This window comes from Rhizobium sp. AN80A (assembly GCF_030053015.1).
GTDB classification, from domain to species: Bacteria; Pseudomonadota; Alphaproteobacteria; order Rhizobiales; family Rhizobiaceae; genus Rhizobium; species Rhizobium metallidurans.
Window position 1 is genome coordinate 371,494 of the sequence record NZ_JASJPX010000001.1, and the last position, 18,944, is coordinate 390,437.

General features: G+C 61.4%; 20 protein-coding genes. 12 read left to right on the forward strand and 8 right to left on the reverse strand.

Annotation, left to right across the window (positions count from 1 at the left end):
- Positions 1–10 precede the first annotated feature (10 nt).
- The 8 genes from P3R82_RS01770 to ugpC form a co-directional block, all read right to left on the reverse strand.
- The gene (locus P3R82_RS01770; RefSeq protein ID WP_283192762.1) at positions 11–247 is read right to left on the reverse strand and encodes an NAD(P)-dependent oxidoreductase; all 237 of its coding nucleotides are present in this window, start codon (positions 245–247) and stop codon (positions 11–13) included.
- 14 nt (positions 248–261) lie between these two features.
- Positions 262–957, reverse strand: coding sequence for an NAD(P)-dependent oxidoreductase (locus P3R82_RS01775; protein ID WP_283192763.1), 696 nt, complete (start codon positions 955–957; stop codon positions 262–264).
- Between the two features lie 61 nt (positions 958–1,018).
- Complete coding sequence (locus tag P3R82_RS01780) at positions 1,019–1,729, reverse strand: GntR family transcriptional regulator (protein ID WP_283192764.1); 711 nt, start codon at positions 1,727–1,729, stop codon at positions 1,019–1,021.
- A 94-nt stretch (positions 1,730–1,823) separates the two neighbouring features.
- A complete protein-coding gene (locus P3R82_RS01785; RefSeq protein ID WP_283192765.1) occupies positions 1,824–2,360 on the reverse strand; it encodes an alpha/beta fold hydrolase in 537 nt (178 codons plus the stop codon).
- Positions 2,361–2,414: 54 nt separating this feature from the next.
- Complete coding sequence (locus tag P3R82_RS01790; protein ID WP_283192766.1) at positions 2,415–3,260, reverse strand: carbohydrate ABC transporter permease; 846 nt, start codon at positions 3,258–3,260, stop codon at positions 2,415–2,417.
- 1 nt (position 3,261) lies between these two features.
- Positions 3,262–4,200: a sugar ABC transporter permease gene (locus tag P3R82_RS01795; RefSeq protein WP_051961529.1), complete on the reverse strand. Its 939-nt coding sequence runs from the start codon at positions 4,198–4,200 to the stop codon at positions 3,262–3,264.
- Positions 4,201–4,215: 15 nt separating this feature from the next.
- Positions 4,216–5,520 carry an extracellular solute-binding protein gene (locus P3R82_RS01800; protein ID WP_283192767.1) on the reverse strand — a complete coding sequence of 435 codons (1,305 nt, stop codon included), beginning with the start codon at positions 5,518–5,520 and terminating at the stop codon, positions 4,216–4,218.
- 46 nt (positions 5,521–5,566) lie between these two features.
- On the reverse strand, positions 5,567–6,649 hold the full coding sequence (gene ugpC, locus P3R82_RS01805; RefSeq protein WP_283192768.1) for a sn-glycerol-3-phosphate ABC transporter ATP-binding protein UgpC: 1,083 nt from the start codon (positions 6,647–6,649) through the stop codon (positions 5,567–5,569).
- A gap of 295 nt (positions 6,650–6,944) precedes the next feature.
- On the opposite strand from ugpC, the gene P3R82_RS01810 reads away from it, so the two are divergent.
- The 12 genes from P3R82_RS01810 to P3R82_RS01865 all read left to right on the forward strand — a co-directional run bounded on the left by P3R82_RS01810 (position 6,945) and on the right by P3R82_RS01865 (position 18,942).
- Positions 6,945–7,727, forward strand: coding sequence for an SDR family oxidoreductase (locus P3R82_RS01810; protein WP_283192769.1), 783 nt, complete (start codon positions 6,945–6,947; stop codon positions 7,725–7,727).
- A 3-nt stretch (positions 7,728–7,730) separates the two neighbouring features.
- The gene (locus P3R82_RS01815) at positions 7,731–8,867 is read left to right on the forward strand and encodes a pyridoxal phosphate-dependent aminotransferase (RefSeq protein WP_283192770.1); all 1,137 of its coding nucleotides are present in this window, start codon (positions 7,731–7,733) and stop codon (positions 8,865–8,867) included.
- Positions 8,868–8,910: 43 nt separating this feature from the next.
- On the forward strand, positions 8,911–9,789 hold the full coding sequence (locus P3R82_RS01820) for an alpha/beta hydrolase (protein ID WP_283192771.1): 879 nt from the start codon (positions 8,911–8,913) through the stop codon (positions 9,787–9,789).
- A gap of 5 nt (positions 9,790–9,794) precedes the next feature.
- Positions 9,795–11,048: a hydantoinase/carbamoylase family amidase gene (locus tag P3R82_RS01825; RefSeq protein WP_283192772.1), complete on the forward strand. Its 1,254-nt coding sequence runs from the start codon at positions 9,795–9,797 to the stop codon at positions 11,046–11,048.
- Positions 11,048–11,977: a cupin domain-containing protein gene (locus P3R82_RS01830; protein WP_283192773.1), complete on the forward strand. Its 930-nt coding sequence runs from the start codon at positions 11,048–11,050 to the stop codon at positions 11,975–11,977. The genes P3R82_RS01825 and P3R82_RS01830 overlap by 1 nt, the downstream gene beginning before the upstream one ends.
- A 58-nt stretch (positions 11,978–12,035) precedes the next feature.
- Positions 12,036–12,914, forward strand: coding sequence for a nucleoside hydrolase (locus tag P3R82_RS01835; RefSeq protein WP_283192774.1), 879 nt, complete (start codon positions 12,036–12,038; stop codon positions 12,912–12,914).
- 363 nt (positions 12,915–13,277) lie between these two features.
- A complete protein-coding gene (locus P3R82_RS01840; RefSeq protein ID WP_283192775.1) occupies positions 13,278–14,213 on the forward strand; it encodes an ABC transporter ATP-binding protein in 936 nt (311 codons plus the stop codon).
- Between the two features lie 21 nt (positions 14,214–14,234).
- On the forward strand, positions 14,235–15,008 hold the full coding sequence (locus tag P3R82_RS01845; RefSeq protein ID WP_283192776.1) for a class II aldolase/adducin family protein: 774 nt from the start codon (positions 14,235–14,237) through the stop codon (positions 15,006–15,008).
- 56 nt (positions 15,009–15,064) lie between these two features.
- The gene (locus P3R82_RS01850) at positions 15,065–16,090 is read left to right on the forward strand and encodes an ABC transporter substrate-binding protein (protein ID WP_283192777.1); all 1,026 of its coding nucleotides are present in this window, start codon (positions 15,065–15,067) and stop codon (positions 16,088–16,090) included.
- A gap of 5 nt (positions 16,091–16,095) precedes the next feature.
- Positions 16,096–16,884: an ABC transporter permease gene (locus tag P3R82_RS01855; RefSeq protein ID WP_283193481.1), complete on the forward strand. Its 789-nt coding sequence runs from the start codon at positions 16,096–16,098 to the stop codon at positions 16,882–16,884.
- On the forward strand, positions 16,881–17,639 hold the full coding sequence (locus P3R82_RS01860; RefSeq protein ID WP_283192778.1) for an ABC transporter permease: 759 nt from the start codon (positions 16,881–16,883) through the stop codon (positions 17,637–17,639). The genes P3R82_RS01855 and P3R82_RS01860 overlap by 4 nt, the downstream gene beginning before the upstream one ends.
- 7 nt (positions 17,640–17,646) lie before the next feature.
- Positions 17,647–18,942, forward strand: a complete 1,296-nt coding sequence (locus tag P3R82_RS01865; RefSeq protein WP_283192779.1) for an LLM class flavin-dependent oxidoreductase — start codon at positions 17,647–17,649, stop codon at positions 18,940–18,942.
- Positions 18,943–18,944: the final 2 nt, after the last annotated feature.

Consider the following 18,944-nt stretch of genomic DNA (forward strand, 5'->3'; position numbering starts at 1 on the left):
GCGGTTCCGGTCAGTAACCGCGCGTGGGATCGACCAGCGCTTCAAGCTCTTCACCTTTCAGATAGGCGTTAAGGTCCTTCATCAACCGGCACCGGAAGGCCTGATCCTGATCGCCACCCGCCCAGGAGATATGCGGGCTTATGAAGACGTTGGGCAAGGTGTAAAGCGGGTGCGCGTCGGGGAGCGGTTCCGGCGTCGTGACATCGAGCGTGGCTGCGCTAATCTCACCTCCGACGAGTGCCGCCACGAGCGCTTCCTGATTTACGAGGCCCCCGGGGAAATGTTGATGAGGTGCAATCCTGGCTTGGCGGAGCTGAGCAACTGACGATTGACCATCCCTTGCGTGTCCGCCGTCAGCGGCGCGGCGATGACGAGGTGGTCGGCGGTTGCGAAGATCTCGTCGATCCCGGCCGCGACGATGCCGCTATCGCCCTCCCACGCCGTGCGGCGGTTGACCATGACATTCATGTCGAAGGCAAGCGCCCGCCGTGCGATCGCCTGGCCAATGCTTCCGTAGCCGATGAGCCCCAGCGTCTTGCCGTAGAGGCGACCAATGTCGTGCTGGCGCCAGTCCGCCTCGCTGCGGGCGCACGTCTCTTCGAGCCGCTTCTCGACGCGCAGCATCGCCGCGAAAACGAACTCGGCGATCGGCAGTGCGTTTAGCCCGCGCCCGCAGGTCATGATCCGGTCCTGCAGCAGGGTCGGCGGGTAGATCTCGATGCCTGTCGTTTGCGATTGCACCCACTTCAACCGCTGCGGAAACTGCCAGTCGCGCGGTGCCTGCTTCCAGCTGGCAAAGCCTCCTGTCACCAGAATATCGGCTTTCGGCGCGATCTTCCATGGTTCCGGTGGGAAGGCGTCCTCTATCACGACCGGTCTGGAAGGGTGCACTTCGAGCGCCTTGCCGAGTTCTGGTCCAAGCTGGTTCAGGATGACGGGATGCGATGCGGCGAGCATATGTTCCTCCTCCGCGCGACGGCTACCGCGCGGTCCCTGCATGGGCTGAATTTCTCGCGTGTTACTGCGCGCGGCTCATATGCGCGGGCAGCGACGATATGAAGTCGGTCAACTGGTCGCCGAGAAGCTGGACGTGATCACTGGCAGCCTTGCGCGCTGCTTCCGGATCGCCGGCGTCGATCGCGTCCATGATGCGGACGTGTTCGGTCAGCGTGCTCAGCATGCGCCCGGGCTGATAGGTCGCGCGCATGCGGTAAGCGCCGATGCGGCGCCGGAGCTGGATCGCCTGATCGGCGATGAAGTGGGTGTGGGCCGCTTCATAGAGCTGGTCGTGGAACTTCTGGTTCACCTTGTAGAACTCAACCGGATCACCGGAATTATAGGCTTCGACCAGTTCCTCGTGCACCTTGCGCATGCCGGCGCGTTCGGCCGGCGTCGCGCGGCGGGCGGCCAGGCGGGCACACAGGCCTTCAAGAGCGGACATCACGTCGAACATCTCGATCAATGCGGGGATGGAGAGCAATGCCACGTGAGTGCCCTGGCGGCCGCGTGTCTCGACGAGCCCGATCGCCAGCAGGGCCTTGATAGCTTCCCGCACCGGAGTGCGCGATAGACCGAAGCGGCGCGCGAGTTCCATCTCGTCCAGCCGTTCGCCGGGTTCGAGCCTGCCGTCCAGGATCATCTGCTCGAGCTGCTCACGCAACTCGCCGGCGCGGGTCGGAGCGCGCATCCCGTTTGCCGCCTCCGGCAGACGCGTGTCATCCTGATCCAATGCGGTCACTCCTCTCGCGGAACTGCGAATGGCCAATTTGTATTTTGCTGGCGGCATTTATACTTTTCTTTTTGCGGTGCATTCAATGGGTGGATTATGCGTATACGAGTGTGGCAAGGCAGCTTCGGAGCTTTTCCACAATCATCACGGGAGCTTCGATCATCGGGAAGTGACCGGAGTCGTATTCGATCACATCAGTGGTGCTGAAACAGGCCATCGGCTTGGGATCCGCCAGCCTTGCAACCCAGGTAGAATTGAGTATCACGGCGGGGCGAGTGACCAGTGGCCAACGTTCTTCCGCGTCCCATGCGAAGAGGTCGTCCTTCACATCGAGTGCGAAGGTCGGTGGAGCCGAGGCGATCATATCGTCCGCAATTGCCTCGCGCATCGCCTCGTCCGTTGACGGATGGAGATGCGCGACAGCGGTGCCCATCGCGCGGATTGTCTGACCAGCCGGCGGCGGCGGGAGCATCCCGCCGAAGCCGGGATGCGAGACCGCCAGCACGCGGTAATCGCGCGCCAGTTCGGGCGCGATCGCGTTCCAATGCTCGGCATTGCCGCACCAGCCGTGGATCAACACCAGCCAATCGCCTTCGGTGCCGAACGTGCGATAGCCGATCTGCCCGCCCATCGGGGCGTCCAGTGTGGAAAACGGGGCAGGGCTGAAGGTCGATGCGTTCACGGTCTAGCCTTTGATCCCGCTCGTGGTCATGCCCTGCGTGAAATACTTCTGCAGCAGCAGGAAGAGCAGGATGAGCGGTACGGTCGCGACAGTTGCGCCGGCAAAGGTTTCGCCCCAGTTTGGCAGCTGCGTCGGCGAACCCTGTTGGGCGATCGCCACCTGGATGACCTGGATCGCCGGGTCCTGGATGATCACGAGCGGCCACAGGAAGCTGTTCCACGAGAACAGGAATGTGATGAGGCCGAGCGTCAACATCGGAACCTTCACGTTCGGGAGTACGATGGAAAAGAAGATGCGCACATGACCGGCGCCGTCGATGCGGGCGGCGTCCTCGAGTTCGACCGGCAGTTCCTCGAACGCCTGCTTCAAGAGGAAAAGGCCGAATGGGCTGGCGATCCAGGGGATCATGACACCGAGCAGCGAGTTGGAGAGGCCGAGACCGGAAACCACCTGATAGAGCGGCACCATCATCGCCTCGATCGGCAGAAGGAAAGTGAGCAGGATCAGCACGAAGACGATCTTGGCGCCGGGAAAGCGGATGCGCGTCAGCGAGTAGGCCGCCATCGAGCAGAGCAGCAGCGTCAGCGCCACCTGGCCACCGGCAACGATCGCGGTGTTCATCAGCGCGGTCAGCACATTGGTGCGCTCGAACAGCGTGCGATAGTTCTCGAACGTTCCCTCGACCGGCAGGAAGGCGCGCCAGGAGAGCGGCGTGACGTCGTTGAACAGAGTCAGCTGGTTCTTGAAGGACGAGGAGACGATCCAGGCATAGGGCGCCAGGAAGCCGCATAGGATCACGACGATGATGAGGGCGACCATGGCGCCACGCCGGAGATGTTGCTTCTTCATGTCAGTAATTCCAGCGAGAGCGCAGCAGGGCCATCTGCGCCATGGAGATGGCGAGCACCACGAGCAGCAGTGCCACGGATAGCGCCGAGGCATAGCCGGCCTGCTGCATGATGAAGGCGCTGTTGTAGATGTGGTAGACGATCAGGTTGGTGCTGTCCTGCGGTCCGCCCTGGGTCATCAGGAAGGCGGGCGCGAAGGCCTGCAGCGAGAAGACCGTCATGATCACGACGACGAAGAGCGTCGTACGGGAGAGAAGCGGAATCGTCACGTTCCAGAGCACCTGGCGGCGGGTGGCGCCATCGATACGGGCGGCCTCCGTCAGTTCCACCGGCAGGCCCTGCAGGCCGGCCAGAAAGAGGATGGCGCCGAAGCCCACCTGCTGCCATAGCGTCATGGCGATCAAGGCGGGAAGCGCCTGGCTTGTCGAAGTGAGGAACGGTTGGTTGCCGATGCCGACGATGTTCAGCACGCCGTTGATCAGACCGTTCGACGGGTCGAGCAAGAAGGACCACATGGTGGCGACGACAACGGAGGAGGTCACGACCGGCAGCATGATCATGGTACGGACCAAGCCGCGCGCCGGCAGCTTGGAATTGAGGAAGAGTGCCAGCGAGAAGGCCACCGGGATGACGAAGACGACGACGCCGAGCGCGAAGAGGAAGGTGACGCCGAAGGAGACGGCGGCATCGTCATAATCGATCATGTCGGTGAAATTGCGCAACCCGACGAACTTGGCGGCGGCCGGATTGAGCAGGGAGTAATCATAGACGCTGTTGCGGGCCATGACGAGCAAGGGCACGTACTGGAAGACCAGCAACAGGATCATGAACGGCGCAAGGAAGCCGGCCGCAAACAGCCAATCGCGCTTCTGCCGCTTCGTAGCGGGCTTTCGCGTCTTTGGTTTGGCCGAAGCCGTGGATAGGGTATTTGAGACCGACATTCTTGCGTCCAATGCTTAGCGATCAAGAACTCGCTGTACTTTTTTCTCGGCGTCGGCCATCAGATCGGCCGGATCGCCGCCGAAGGCGACGGCACGCAGAGAATCCGTGACGAGCTTGTCGTACTGGGCGAACTTAGGACCCGGAGGACGCGGCTGGCCCCATTCCTGAAGCTGGTCGACGAACACCTTCATCGGATAGGCGTTATAGGTCTCGAAGCGTGGGAACAGGCTTTTCAGCGTCGGAAGGTTGCCGCGCTGGCTGACGTTCATATAGGCGTATTCACCCGTGGACATGTCGACCACGAACTTGGCCGCGATGTCCGCATTCTTGGAACGCGCCGTTACGCCGATCGTGGTCGAGCCAGTGTGAACGATCGGTGTCTTGAAGTAGGGGATGGGGGTCGTGCCCCATTCGATCTTCGGATCCTTGATAAGCGCATTACCGGCGGCTGGCGTATCAATGTAGAAGCAGGCCTTGGCGTCGAAGAAGGCGTTCGGAATGCCTACCTTGGGTGCGACCCCTTCGGAGTTGAACAGCGACTGATAGAATTTCAGCGCTTCCACCGCTTCCGGCGTGTTCAGATATCCCTCCACAGACTTGCCGTCCTTGGATAGCGCCCAGTAGGTCTTATAGGCGGAGCTTGCCGGGTCGGCTTTCGGGTCGCCGGCTGACCGCTGGTAGATCAAGTCCTGGTAAACGAGGCCGGGCTGGCCGTTGCCGAAGCGGGTCGGGCCGAGACCCCAGACGCTTGGTGCGCCGGCCGGGCCCTGCTGGCAGGCCTTGAAGGCAGCCAGTGCTTCCGGCCAGGTCCAGGCCTTGTCGAGCGTCTGCGGCGGCTTGATGCCGGCGGCTTCGACGAGCTTCTTGTTGTAGTACATGGCGACGGTGGTCTGCTCGATGCCGGGCGAATAGACCTCGCCTTCGTAGCTGTGCTCGGCCTTGGTTGCGGGAAGGACATCTTCATCCCAGCCCTTGGGCAGGTACTTGGTCAAAGGCAGCAGGATGCCCGAGGCGGCGTAGGACTGGGTGTTCGGGCCGTCATAGACAAGCACGTCAGGCGGGTTGGAACTTGCCGCCTGAACGGAGATCGTATCGGCAAGCTGGGCGAAGGGAACTTCGTTGATCTCGAACTTGACGCAGGGATTTGCCTTCTGCCAGGCTTCCATAGGCGCGGGATAGGGGTAGTTTCCTGGCGTGCGCAGAATGCGTAGCGTCGTGGTGTCACCGGTACAGGCAACGCCATCTTGGGCGAATGCGCCAGTACCGCCGAGTGCGGTGGCGCCAAGCAGGCCGGCGAGAAAGAGTATGCGGGCATTCATCGGCTGTTCTCCTTGTTTTTTTGTCGTCGTGCAGGCAGTGGTCGCGTCAGATGGCGCGGCCGGTATCCGGGTCGAAGAGGGACATGCGATCGCGGGCGATGCGCAGCGACTGCATCTGCCCCTCGGCTGCCGCAAGTTCCGGCGGCAGCATGGCCGAACAGGAGACGCCCTCAAGCGTGAAATGGACAAGTGTCGTCGGGCCGAGCAGTTCGGCCATGTCGACCGGCACCGAGATTTCTGTTGCACCGTCGGCCAGGAAATGTTCGGGACGCAGGCCGACTTCGACGCGGCGGCCGGCGAAAGCCTTCAAGGCGTCGAGCTTGTCGGCGGGAACGGCCAGCGTGGCACCCGCGAACTTCAGCGTCGGCGTCTCACCATCCAGAATGACCTCGGCTGGTAGGAAATTCATCGTCGGGCTACCGATGAAGCCAGCGACGAAACGGGTCGCCGGACGCTCATAGAGCTCTTGCGGCGTACCCTGCTGCTCGATGAGCCCCTTGTTCAGCACCACCACGCGATCGGCGAGCGTCATCGCCTCGACCTGATCGTGGGTGACGTAGACAGTGGTTGCCTTCAGACGCTTGTGCAGCCGGCGGATTTCCGCGCGCATTTGGCCGCGCAGCTTCGCATCGAGGTTGGAAAGCGGCTCGTCGAACAGGAAGACCGCGGGATCGCGGACCATCGCGCGGCCCATGGCCACACGCTGGCGCTGGCCGCCCGAGAGCTGCTTGGGCCGGCGCTCCAGCAGAGCGGAGATATCCAGCACCTTGGCGGCTTCCTCGACACGGCGGCGGATCTCGGCCTTGTCCATACCCGACAGCTTCAGGCCGAAGCTCATGTTCTGCGCCACCGTCATATGCGGATAGAGCGCGTAGTTCTGGAACACCATGGCAATGTTGCGATCGCGCGGCTCCAGCTCGTCCACACGCCGGTCTCCGATCCAGATCTCTCCGTCCGTCAGCTCTTCAAGCCCCGCCAGCATCCGCAACGTCGTCGACTTGCCGCAGCCCGATGGGCCGACAAGCACCACGAACTCACCGCTGCGAATGTCCAGGTTCAGGTTCTCGATCGTGTTCGCCGAAGCGTTTTCGTAAGTCTTCCCCACATTTTTGAGGGACACATCTGCCATGAGGATATTCCAGCCGTCTGTTTCAGGTGTCATTCGTGCCCGAAGGCCTGAACGTGACATTATGTCATTTCAGTATTCGCGCAATAGATATTCGTATACATAAAATACGTTTTCTCAAATAAGTGCGATATTGCCCATGAAATGGGCTGGGCGCCTTTTCGGTTTGCAAAGACTGCGAATAAATTCCTCAGCTTCATGATAGATAGAAAAATTTTTCGATATTTTAGTGGCACGCCTATGGACACGACGTCAAATCAGCGTATGCAAGAATACGAAATATGTATTCACATAGGAGATGCAGGTGAAACTTAATCTTGCTGGAAAGACGGCGCTGATCACAGGGGCCTCGCAGGGCATCGGCCATGCCATCGCAAAGGTGCTTGCTGCGGAAGGATGTCACCTTCACCTTGCCGCCCGTAACGGCGCGGCGATGGAAGAACTGAAGGCGGAATTGGCGCAGTATCCGGTCAACGTTACCGTGCACGAGGCCGACCTTGGCACGACCGACGCCATGGTGGCGCTCGACAAGGCCTGCGGAGACTACGATATTCTGATGAACAACGCTGGCGATATTCCCGCCGGCTCCATCGAGGATGTCACAGACGAATCGATCCGTCGCGGCTTCGACCTCAAGGTGTTCGGCTACATCACGCTGGCGCGCGAATTCTGGAAGCGCCGCAAAGGCAAGGGTGGTGTCATCATCAACGTCATCGGCAATTCCGGCGAGAACTGGGATGCCGCCTACTTCGCTGGCTCCACAGGTAATGCCGCGCTGATGAGCTTCACCAAGGCGCTTGGCGGCCGCAGCATGGATGAAGGCATCCGCGTCGTCGGCGTCAACCCCGGCCCGGTTGATACCCCGCGCATGTTCAAAATCATGAAGCGGAAGGCTATCGACATGCTCGGCGACGAGAGCCGCTGGGAAGAACTCTACGACAAGTATCCGGGTAAGCGTCCGGCAACCGCCGAGGAAGTCGCCGATCTCTGCGTCTTCCTGGCATCGCCGAAGGCTGGCTACATCAGCGGCACGGTCGTCACGATCGACGGCGGCATCGCAGCGCGCGGCTCGGTGATCTGATCCATGGCCGACGCTCGCACCCGCAACCGCTATTTCGACGACCTCTTCTCGACGCCTGACCTGGCTTGGATGGGTCAGAACACCAACCACGTGCCCGCCCATCCGGCGGTCGCTGAAGCCATGATCCGCTCGGTCGAAGCCGGCGAGTTCAATGCCTATGCCCCGCCGATGGGCTTCGAGGCGCTGCGCAGCGCGATCGTTGCCGATCTCGGCGTCGCCGGAACCTCGGTTGAAGCGCTCGTCACTGAAGGCGGCGTTAATGCGCTCGCGATGATCTGCAAAGCGCGGTCGAAGCCTGGTACTACGTTTATCACCACCGATCCGACCTGGAAGTGGCCGTGCATGTTCGCCGAACAGGCAGGCGCGCAAGTGATCCAGATTCCGATCTACGACGCCTCGGTCAACTACAAGCTGACGCCGGAAGCGCTACGCGCCAATGTCGATGAGCGCTGCGCCATCATCTACATAGTCGATCCGAACAATCCGCTCGGCATCCGTTATGACCGCGAGGAGATCGAAGCCTTCGCCGAGATCGCCCGTTCGGTTGGCGCGCTGCTGATCCACGATTGCACCTATCGCGATTTCGCCGACGGCCATACGCCGGTGCTGCAGGTCGCCCCCGAGGGCACGGTCGTTTCGCTGTCGTTCTCCAAGTGGCTCGGTCTTGCCGGCATGCGGATCGGCGCTCTCGTCGCCGAACCGAAGCTGGTCGACGAGTTTTCGGCGGCCTCCACCTCGGTGCTTGGCGCGTCGGTCGTGGCCCAGCGTGCGGCGATGGCCGGTCTTTCGGTCAAACCTGAATGGATGAAGGACGTGCGTCGCATCGACAGCGCCAACAAGGCGATGATCATCGAGGCCGCGAAAGCCACTGGCCTTTCGGTTCCGATCCCGGTCTCGCACGGCAACTTCCTGGTTCTTGAAACCGCCTCAACCGGCGTATCTCCCGAGGCCATCGTCGAAGCTGCCCGCCGCGAAGGCGTGATGATCCGCCAGGGCCGCTACCACACGGCCGCTTTCGGTGATCGCTTCATCAAGGTCTCGACCTCGGTGCCATCGGCCTGGGCCGAGCGTTTCTGCGAAGGCCTGCCGCGCTACATCGAAACGGCGCGCACGCTCAACGACGTACCGGCCCTTTTCTAGGGCCGGCATATCCATCGACGATACGAGGCAAAGAGGCTTTCACATGTACGCGACCGCCAAGGATGGAACGAAGCTTTACTACGAGACGGCAGGAGAGAGCGGAACGCCGATCCTGTTCATCCACGAGTTTGGCGGCAACTACGATGCCTGGGAACCGCAGATGAGCTTCTTTGCCCGTCGTCACCGTTGCATCACCTATGCGGCGCGCGGCTATGCGCCGTCGGACATCCCCGCTGATATCGAGATGTATTCGCAGGCCAACGCCGCCGACGATGCGGTTGCCGTGCTCGACGCGCTCGGCATCGAGAAGGCGCATATCGTCGGCCTGTCGATGGGCGGCTTCGCCACCCTACATTTCGGCCTTCGCACGCCGGAGCGCGCGCTTTCGCTGACTGTCGCCGGCGCCGGTTACGGCACGGAGCGGGAAACGGCCGACTATTTCCGCAATACCTCGCTGAAGGTCGCTGACAATTTCGAGAAGGATCCGGCCGAATTCTCGAAGATCTATTCGCTCGGTGCCAGCCGGGTGCAGTTCCAGAACAAGGACCCGCGCGGCTGGGCGGCCTTCGCCGAACGCCTGTCGCATCACTCGGCTGTCGGTGCCGCCAATACAATGCGCGGTGTCCAGTGCCGCCGCCCGTCCTTCTGGGATCTCGAAGCGCAGTTGAAGACGATGATGGTGCCAACGCTGGTCATGACCGGCGACGAGGACGATCATTGCCTGCAGCCTTCGATCTACCTCAAGAAAGTGCTGCCGGCCGCGGGTCTCGCCATCCTTCCCAAGACGGGCCACACGCTGAACCTCGAAGAGCCGGCGCTGTTCAATTCTCTCGTGTCCGATTTCATTGCCCAGGTGGAGCAGGGCGCCTGGAAAGTGCGCGATCCCCGTGCCGATCCCGGTCAGGTGATGCGGACGGAGTAAAGGACATGGCGCGGCCCGTAATCTCTCCCGATCGTCTCTGGACCCGCCTGATGGCGCTCGGCGAGGATGGCGCGCTGCCCGGCGGCGGCGTCAATCGCCAGGCACTGTCGGGCGAGGAAATCCTGGCCTGGCGCCGGATCATCGCATGGGGCGCCGAGGCCGGCCTCGAAGCATCCACCGATCCGGCGGGCAATCTGCTTCTGACGCTCAAGGGTTCAGTTCCTCTACTGGCGCCTGTCGTCGCCGGCAGTCATATCGACAGTCAGCCGACAGGCGGTCTTTTTGATGGAGCTTTCGGCGTGATGGCGGCCCTGGAGGCCGTGACAGCGATATGGGAAGCTGGCCTGAAACTCGAGCGTTCGATCACGGTCGTCGGCTGGATGAACGAAGAGGGCAGCCGCTTCGCTCCCGGCATGATGGGCTCCGAGCTTTTCGCCGGGCTGCGCACAGCTGAGGAAGTGATGGCGGTGCGCGACGCCGATGGCGTCAGCGTCGGCGATGCCCTTGGCGCGCTGCATGCGGCGTTCCCCGAGCTGCCACGTCGCGCGCTAGGCTTTCCGATCCACGCCTACATCGAACCTCATATCGAGCAGGCGGATGTATTGGAAACGGAAGGGGCCGTCATCGGCGTCGTCTCCGGCATCCAGGGCAAGAAGACTTACGACATCACGATCACCGGCCGCGAGGCCCATGCCGGTACCGAGCCGATGGCCCGCCGGCAGGATGCGTTGCAGGCTTTCGCGCGCATGGCGACGCGGATGCATGATGCCGTGGCCGGCGAGGAACTGATCAAGTTCACCATCGGCCGTGTCGTGGTCGAGCCCAATGCGCCGTCGGTCGTCCCGGCTAAAGTCATCTTCCGCATCGACTTGCGTCATCCCGAAAATGCCTTGCTGGAAGCGTGCGGCGCCCGCCTCGAGGAAATCGCATGCGCGGAGGCCGACGCCTGCCAGGTCGAGATCCGCCGTCTCGTCGATGCGCCATCCAATGGTTTCGACGAAGGGCTGAAGCAGGCGATCCGCGTGTCGGCGGACCGGCATGGATTGTCGCACTTGGACGTTCTTTCCGCAGCCGGACACGACGCCCGGCAAATGGCACCGCTGACGCGTTCCGCCATGATCTTCATTCCCTGCCGGGGCGGCATCAGCCACCATCCGGACGAATGGTCCGAGCCGGATCATGTCGCCGCCGGAGCGACCGTTCTTCTCGACCTGCTTCTGGAGGAAGCGGGTGTTTCGTTCAACCAAGGAGATGCATGATGAGCACAGCCAACGACATGGCCGAAATGCCGGTCCAACTGCCGCGCGAGCCCGCCAACGCAGCGGAGGCGCGCAGCCGCTATTTCAATTCCGGCAATGCCTTCAACATAAAGCTTCCCGCCGTGCCGGGGCACATCTTCATGGACGAACCGGCTGAGGCGATGAAGATGGAGAAGACCGGCTTCATCAACTGCGACCAGTCCCAGAAGATGGAATGCGGCTTTGCAGCGACGACGCCACTGATGCTGGCTCGCTATGCTGTGGTCAAAGCCGGCGAAACGCTGGATACGACGCTCGTAAACACGGCCTCGATCTGGTATGTCATCAAGGGCAGCTCCAGCCTCGTCGTCGGTGACGAGAAGGCGACGCTTGGCAAGGGCGATGTCTTCCTTATGCCGGGTGGCGTCACGTCCGCGATCACCGCCAAGGACGATTGCGTCTTCTGGGCTGTCGGCAATGATCCGCAGCTGAAGTTCGACACCTCCGCTCCTGTCACCGGCACGGAAGCCGCGGTGCAGTTCGTGCATTATCCGGCCGATGAAATCACACATCAGTTGGATGTCGTCTACAGTTCGAACGCCAATGCCTCGACATCGGGTCACGCGCTGATATTCTCGGCTGAAAAGACAGAAGCCGCCCGCAACATCACGCCAACCATGACGCTCTCGCTGAACACGCTGAAGCCGAAGAGTGCGCAGCCGCCGCACAAGCACAATTCTGCCGCCATCACGCTGGTCGTCGCCGGAGACCCTGCTTACTCCATGGTTGCCGAAGAGAAATGCGATTGGTCGCCTTGGGCAACGCTGGTAACGCCTGCTGCTGCCAAGCACAGCCACCACAATGACGGCGACACCCGCGCCGAATTTCTGATCGTGCAGGATGGTGGCCTCTACTATCATGCCCGCACCATGGGATTCGAGTTCTACTGATGCGGCTGATTATCGATACCGATACCGCGGGGATGATACCTATTCCCTGCTGCTGGCCATGAAGACGCCGGGCTCTACGCTGGAGGCGGTGACCGTCTGCGTCGGCAACGTGCCATTCGACCAGCAGGTGGAGAACGCGCTGGCGACCATCGAGGCCGCCGGCTTCTCAGGCAGCGTTCCTGTTTACTGCGGCGCGCGGCGGCCGATGGTCAAGTCGTGGGAAGCCTCTACCATGCACGGCAATGACGGCATGAGCGGCGCCAACCTGCCGATCGCCCGTCAGCGGCCCGAGACGATGCATGCCGTCGATGCGATCATCGAGAAGGTGATGGCGGAGCCTGGCGAGATCGACATCCTCGCCCAGGCGCCGCTGACCAACATCGCGCTGGCGGTGATGAAGGAGCCGCGCATCGCCAAGGCGGTTCGCCATCTCTGGATCATGGGCGGTACCGACAACTCGGTCGGCAACATCACGCCGTGCGCCGAGTACAACTTCTTCATCGATCCGGAAGCGGCGAAGATCGTCTTCGAGGCTGGCTTCAACATCACGCTCTCGACCTGGACGCTTACCATGCGCTCCAGCCTGTTCGAAGCGGACCAGCTCGATGAAATCTTTGCGATGAACACGCCGCTTTCGGAGTTCTACCGCAAGGTTTCGGCGGTGCCGCGCAAGACCGCCGAGGCGCGTTACGGTCGCCCGATCAGCACGCATCCTGACTCTCTCACCTGCGCCATGGCACTCAATGCCGATCTGATCGAGAGTGCCCGGGACGCGGTTGTCCGGATCGAGACCGCGGGTGAAATCACGCGAGGCTTCTCCGCCGTTCACCCGCCGGTGCTCGGCAACCGCTGGCCGGAGTTCAAGGTCAATGCGCGAGTTGTTGAGACGGCATCGAACGATGGCTTCTTCGAGATGATGAAGCGGGCTCTTTCCTAGGCGCAGGTCTTCCTTATTGATTTTGGTAGACCGGGAGCGATGTCGCTTCCGGTCTTTTTTGCGTGCATGTGCCAGAGATGTCGATTTGCCGCCATTTCGGGCCTTGATTGCGAGTGGCTAAAAAATATCCATTTCCGTGCACAACAATTAGCATTTTCAGAACACGAATATCGATTATTTGAATACTCAAATGGCATATTCCGTATATCTTAAGAGCCAGAAATGCCCTTGGGAGCGCGGCGGCTTCCAGGATGTGGTGCAGAAGGAGCTATTTGAATGAAAGTGAAGACTGATATGCATCTGGCATAGGGCTTGCTTGTATTTCTTTGATCAAGATTTGCATACGTGACAGGAGCGGTGAGCATGACTGACAGGGCGATTACGCCAACCGAATTCTTCCCTCGGCGGCCAACCTCCGGTGCCATGGGATTGATCGAGTTGCTAAAGCCGCGAAAGGCGCGAGCTGCCACCCCAGATCCTTCGTTGCTCGAGGCCGCCGAGGCCGTGGATGATGGAAAGCCGCTCATAGAGTTGCGGAACGTCTCGAAGACATTCGGCGCGACGAAGGCACTCAGCGATCTCGATGTATCAATTCGCCCCGGTGAACTTGTCACCGTGGTCGGTCCGTCCGGTTGCGGCAAGAGCACGCTCTTCAACATCCTCGCCGGCCTGGAAGAGCCGGATCCGGGCAATATCCTGCGCCTCAAGGGTGTCAGCTCCACGGCATCGGATCTCCTCGGCAAGGTGTCTTTCATGCCGCAGCGCGATCTCTTGCTGCCCTGGCGCAACGTCATTGACAACGCGATTCTGGCGCTTGAAATCGAAGGCGTGCCGCGCGCCGAAGCGCGCAAGTTGGCCATGGAAATGCTCCCCGAGTTCGGTCTCGCCGGCTTCGAGAAGCAGTATCCCAACCAGCTCTCGGGCGGCATGCGCCAGCGCGTGGCGCTGATGCGCACCTTCCTGTTCAAGCGCGATCTGATGTTGCTCGACGAGCCGTTCGGTGCGCTCGATGCCCTCACGCGCACGATGATGCAGCGTTGGTTGCTCGACGTCTGGCAGAAGCACAAGCGCACGGTGCTGTTCATCACACACGATGTCGACGAGGCAATCTTTCTGGGTGATCGCGTGTTGGTCATGACCGCGCGTCCGGGCAAGGTTAAACTCGAACAGCTGGTCCACCTGCCGCGTCCGCGCAAGGCCGACATCGTCACATCTCCCGAATTTATTGCACTGAAGAAGACCCTTCTCGAGGCAATCGAGGAGGAAAGCATGAAGTCCTTCCAGGTCGCTGGACACTGATAGAGAACGAGGAAACAGAGTATGACGGACCATTATTCGGGGCGCCCGGCCCACATCGCCGAAGACGAATGGAAGGCGCGCGTCGATCTTGCCGCCTGCTACCGTATGGTTGCCCGGCTCGGCATGGACGATCTGATCTACAACCACATCTCGATGCGCGTGCCCGGCCACGAGGATCAGTTTCTTCTGAACCCCTACGGCTTCCTGTTCGAGGAGATCACCGCGTCGAGCCTCGTGAAGATTGATATCGAGGGCAATAAGCTCGACGATACGCCATATACGGTCAACAAGGCGGCCTTCGTCATCCATGGCGCGCTGCACAAGTCGAGCCATGATGCCGTCTGCGTATTGCACACGCATTCGGATTCCAGCGTCGCGGTCTCCTGCCAGAAGGACGGCCTGTTGCCGCTCAGCCAGTTCGCCATGCGCTTCTATCAGCGCCAGGCCTTCCACGCCTATGAAGGCGTCGCCATCGATCTGGCGGAGCAGGAGCGCCTTATCAGCCATCTCGGCGGCAACAAGGTGATGCTGATGCGCAACCATGGGATCCTGACCATCGGTCGCACGCCGGGCGAGGCCTTCATGCTGCTCTACTATTTCGAGCGCGCCGCGCGCATCCAGCTCGATCTTCAGGCCGCATCCGGCGTCGAGATGGTCATCCCGCCGCACGACGTTTGCGAGAAGGCGGCGCGCCAGTTCTGGGAGAGCAAGGGCGATATTCTTATTGCCGGCGAAAGGGAGTGGCCGGCTTTTCTGCGTCAGCTCGACAGGGAAGGCTCGGACTTCCGGCAGTAAGCGCATCAGGGGGGAGAAGACAACGACAAGTCACGAACAATATAAAAGAGGGTTTCATGCTAAACAGACGTAACGTGATCGCAGCACTGGCTGCCACCGCCATGACGCTTCCCGCGCTTGGCATGTCAGCCGCTCCTGCCGGAGCGCAGGAGATGGTCAATGCCAGCCTGCGCCTGAAGTGGCTCACCCAGGCGCAGTTCGCCGGCTTCTACGTGGCGCTTGAAAAGGGCTACTACAAGGACGAAGGCATAAACCTCACCATCAACCCCGGTGGCCCGAACCTTCTGACCGAAAACCTCGTCGCGACCGGCGCCGACACCTTTGGGCTCTCTGGTGGTACCGACAGCGTGTTTGCCGCACGCGACAAGGGCTTGCCGATCGTCTGCATCGGCGTCTCCCATCAGCAGACGCCATTCGTTTTCGTCTCGCGCAAGGACGGGGCTGTGAAGAACGTAGCCGATTTCAACGGCAAGAAGATCACGACCTGGTTCACCGGCGCCAACCACGTGCTTTCCGCGATGCTGTCAAAGGCAGGTATCGATCCCAAGCAAGCCGATATCCAGCCGCAGCAGGTTTCCGTCACGCCTTTCGTCGACAAGCAGGTCGATGTCGTGACCGCCACCCGCTACAACGAGCTTTATGTGATCAACCAGCGGGTGGGCAAGGAAAACCTCAACCTCTTCGTACCCGAGGATAGCGGTGTCTCCTTCCCGCGCGATACGCTGATCGTCTCCGAGCAGACCGCCAACGAGAAACCCGAGCTCGTCGAAAAGTTCCTGCGCGCCAGCGTCAAGGGCTGGAAGGCAGCCTTCGCCAACGAGAAGGAAGCAATCGACACCATCATGAAGATCGCACCGACGCTTGACCGCGCCCAGCAGGAATTCATGCTGTCCGAGATCAAGACGCTCATGACCGCGGGCAAAGCATCGACCGATGGCATCTTCACTATCGACAAGGCCGCCGTCGGCTCCGCCAACGAGCTTCTAGCCAAATACGGCGTGATCTCAAAGCCGGTCGATCTCGACAAGGCTTTCAACGCGAGCTTCATCGACAAGATTCCGGCCGAGGAACGACGCCTGTGACTGGAATGAACCCATCCGCGACAGACCTGCCCGTCATTTCGACGGGTAGGATCTCCGCCGCGGTAAAACCAATCTTGTGGCTGGTCGCCGGACTTCTGGCGATCGAAGTCATCGTCATGGCCTTCGGTATACGCCCCTATTATCTGCCGCGCCCAAGCGCCATCGCCGCCAACATCATGGCGACGCCTGGCGCTTATCTCTCCGGCCTGTGGCGGACTTTCCTCGAGACCGCGGTCGGCTTCGTCGCCGGCAGTCTGTTCGGCGTGGCTGTCGCGGTCGTCTTTCACCGCTGGACGGTGCTTCGCGAGCTGTTCTTCCCGCTCTTCATCGTGTCGCAGACCATTCCCGTTGTCGCCTTCGGCGCCGTGGTCGTGCTTTGGTTCGGCAATACGCTGTTCGCAAAGGCGGTGATCTCCTTTTACGTCAGCTTCCTGCCGGTCACCGTAAACGCGATTCTGGGCTTTTCGTCGGTCGATCCGAAGCAGGTCCAGCTCATGCGCAGCTTCGGCGCCAGGGATGGGCAGATTCTGCGGCGGATCTATCTACCGGCCGCCCTGCCGCAAATCTTCGTTGCGCTGAAGCTTGCCTCTTCGCTTGCCCTCGTCGGTGCGATCGTCGGCGAGTGGTTCGGTGACACCACCGGTCTCGGCGTGCTGCTGCTACAGGCGATGTACAATGAAAACGTCGTCGGCATATGGGCAACCATCGTCGTCTCCGCCTGCCTTGGGATGGGGCTTTACGGCGTCGTGACCTGGGTAGAGCGCCACATTGTCTTCTGGGGTAGCGAGAAATGAACAGCCAACCTAAGGAAAACCTGCGTCAGATCGGGCGTGGTATCGCCGGAGCGTTGTTGCTTGCCGCGATATGGGAGCTGTCGGCGCGAGGCCTCAACCTGCCGTCCTACGTACTGCCATCCGTCAGCAGCATTCTGGCTGGAATTGTATCCGACTCGGCCACGCTCCTCGACGCCGCCGCCTTTACGGCAGGAGAGGCCATCGCGGGCTACGTGATCGGCTGCGCCATCGGCATGTCGCTCGCGGTGCTTGTCACCATTATCCCCGCCGCGCGCGGCGTCGTCCTGCCGTTGGCGACCGCCATCAACTCGGTGCCCGTCGTCGCCTATTCGCCGCTTGTCCTGCTCTGGTTCGGCATGGGCATGACGTCGAAGGTGGTGATGGTGGCGATCGCCGTTTCCTTCACGATCTTTCTCAGCACCATCGCCGGCCTCGACCGGATCGACCGCAAGACGGTCGATCTCATCCGCTCTTTCGGCGCGGGAGAGTTTGCCATCGTCTGGCGGCTGCGCCTGCCGACCGCGCTGCCGCTGATCATCGCCGGCATGCGCGTCTCGACCGTGCGCAGCGTTCTGGTGGCCATCGTCACCGAGATGCTCGGCGCTTACGGCGGCCTCGGCTGGGTCATTTATCAGGCGGTGCTGCAGATCGACTTCGTCAAGGTCTGGGCCGCCATCATCGTCGCCTCGACGATCAGCCTCGTGTTCTTCGGCGCGATCAGCTTCGTAGAGCGGCGTTACGTCTTCTGGAGATAAGCATAACATGACACGCAAGATTCACTTCGGCCTCTTCCTTCTCGGTACCGGCAGCCATGTCGCCGGATGGCGGATGCCGGGCGCGATCGACTGTTTCCAGGATATCGATCAGGTCCGCGCCATCGCGCAGGAAGCTGAGCGCGGCCTCTTCGACCTGATCTTCATGGGCGACAACCTGCACGCCGATCCGGCGGCGCATCCTTCTTACACGGCGCGGCTCGAGCCGCTGACGCTGCTCTCGGCCGTCGCCGGCGCGACGAAACATATTGGCCTCGGCGCCACCGTCTCGACCACCTACAACGATCCCTTCACGGTCGCCCGCGTCTTCGCGTCGCTCGATCACCTGAGCGGCGGCCGCGCGGCCTGGAACGCGGTGACGACGGCGAACCCGACGGCAGCGGCGAACTTCGGAACGATCCACCCGGATCATGCCAAGCGTTATGAGATCGCCGAGGAATTCGTGACGGTTGTTCGCGGCCTCTGGGACTGCTGGGCGGACGACGCGATCGTCGCCGACCGTGCGACCGGCCTCTATATCGATCCGGCCAAGGTTCGCTGCCTCGACCACGAGGGCGCGCATTTCAAGGTCAAGGGACCACTGAACATCGGCCGCTCTCCGCAGGGCCAACCGATCATTCTGCAAGCCGGTGGCTCTGGTCCCGGCCAGGAACTGGCGGCGAAGTCGGCGGATGTCGTTTTCTCGGTCACACAGGATCTCGACGAGGCGCGCTCCTTCTACCGCTCCGTCAAGGATCGACTGTCGAAATACGATCGCACGGAAGACAGCATGGTGATCCTGCCGGGTGTTATGCCGATCGTCGGCCGCACCGAGCGTGAGGCGCATGATAAGCTCGCAGCGCTTCAGGGCTTCATCAGCGAGACCAATGCCCTGTCGCTGCTCTCCGATCGCTTCGGGATCGACATGAGCGTCTACGATCTCGACGGCCCCATTCCCGAGGACTTGAAGCCATCGGACAGTTATCACGCCTTCGCCAAGGTCATGCTCGACAAGGCGCGGCGAGAGAGTATGCGCCTACGGGATGTCTACAACCTCATGGCGGCCGCGCGCGGTCATTGGGTGTTGTGCGGGACGCCGGAGTATATCGCCGACACGCTTGAGACCTGGTTTGCAACAGGCGCCGCCGATGGGTTCAACATCATGCCGTCGCACTTCCCCGATGGCCTGACCGATTTCGTCGATATGGTCGTGCCGATCCTGCAGCAGCGGGACCTCTACCGTACCGCGTACGAGGGTAAAACGTTGCGCGACCGCATGGGTTTCGAACGGCCGGAACGGGTTTAGGA

Coding starts and splice junctions, on each gene's coding strand:
- P3R82_RS01775 (WP_283192763.1), bottom strand. CDS start 957: ATGCTCGCCGCATCGCATCCCGTCATCCTGAACCAGCTTGGACCAGAA.
- P3R82_RS01785 (WP_283192765.1), bottom strand. CDS start 2,360: ATGGGCGGGCAGATCGGCTATCGCACGTTCGGCACCGAAGGCGATTGG.
- P3R82_RS01790 (WP_283192766.1), bottom strand. CDS start 3,260: ATGAAGAAGCAACATCTCCGGCGTGGCGCCATGGTCGCCCTCATCATC.
- P3R82_RS01795 (WP_051961529.1), bottom strand. CDS start 4,200: ATGTCGGTCTCAAATACCCTATCCACGGCTTCGGCCAAACCAAAGACG.
- P3R82_RS01800 (WP_283192767.1), bottom strand. CDS start 5,520: ATGAATGCCCGCATACTCTTTCTCGCCGGCCTGCTTGGCGCCACCGCA.
- ugpC (WP_283192768.1), bottom strand. CDS start 6,649: ATGGCAGATGTGTCCCTCAAAAATGTGGGGAAGACTTACGAAAACGCT.
- P3R82_RS01810 (WP_283192769.1), top strand. CDS start 6,945: ATGCAGGTGAAACTTAATCTTGCTGGAAAGACGGCGCTGATCACAGGG.
- P3R82_RS01815 (WP_283192770.1), top strand. CDS start 7,731: ATGGCCGACGCTCGCACCCGCAACCGCTATTTCGACGACCTCTTCTCG.
- P3R82_RS01820 (WP_283192771.1), top strand. CDS start 8,911: ATGTACGCGACCGCCAAGGATGGAACGAAGCTTTACTACGAGACGGCA.
- P3R82_RS01825 (WP_283192772.1), top strand. CDS start 9,795: ATGGCGCGGCCCGTAATCTCTCCCGATCGTCTCTGGACCCGCCTGATG.
- P3R82_RS01830 (WP_283192773.1), top strand. CDS start 11,048: ATGAGCACAGCCAACGACATGGCCGAAATGCCGGTCCAACTGCCGCGC.
- P3R82_RS01835 (WP_283192774.1), top strand. CDS start 12,036: ATGAAGACGCCGGGCTCTACGCTGGAGGCGGTGACCGTCTGCGTCGGC.
- P3R82_RS01840 (WP_283192775.1), top strand. CDS start 13,278: ATGACTGACAGGGCGATTACGCCAACCGAATTCTTCCCTCGGCGGCCA.
- P3R82_RS01845 (WP_283192776.1), top strand. CDS start 14,235: ATGACGGACCATTATTCGGGGCGCCCGGCCCACATCGCCGAAGACGAA.
- P3R82_RS01850 (WP_283192777.1), top strand. CDS start 15,065: ATGCTAAACAGACGTAACGTGATCGCAGCACTGGCTGCCACCGCCATG.
- P3R82_RS01855 (WP_283193481.1), top strand. CDS start 16,096: ATGAACCCATCCGCGACAGACCTGCCCGTCATTTCGACGGGTAGGATC.
- P3R82_RS01860 (WP_283192778.1), top strand. CDS start 16,881: ATGAACAGCCAACCTAAGGAAAACCTGCGTCAGATCGGGCGTGGTATC.
- P3R82_RS01865 (WP_283192779.1), top strand. CDS start 17,647: ATGACACGCAAGATTCACTTCGGCCTCTTCCTTCTCGGTACCGGCAGC.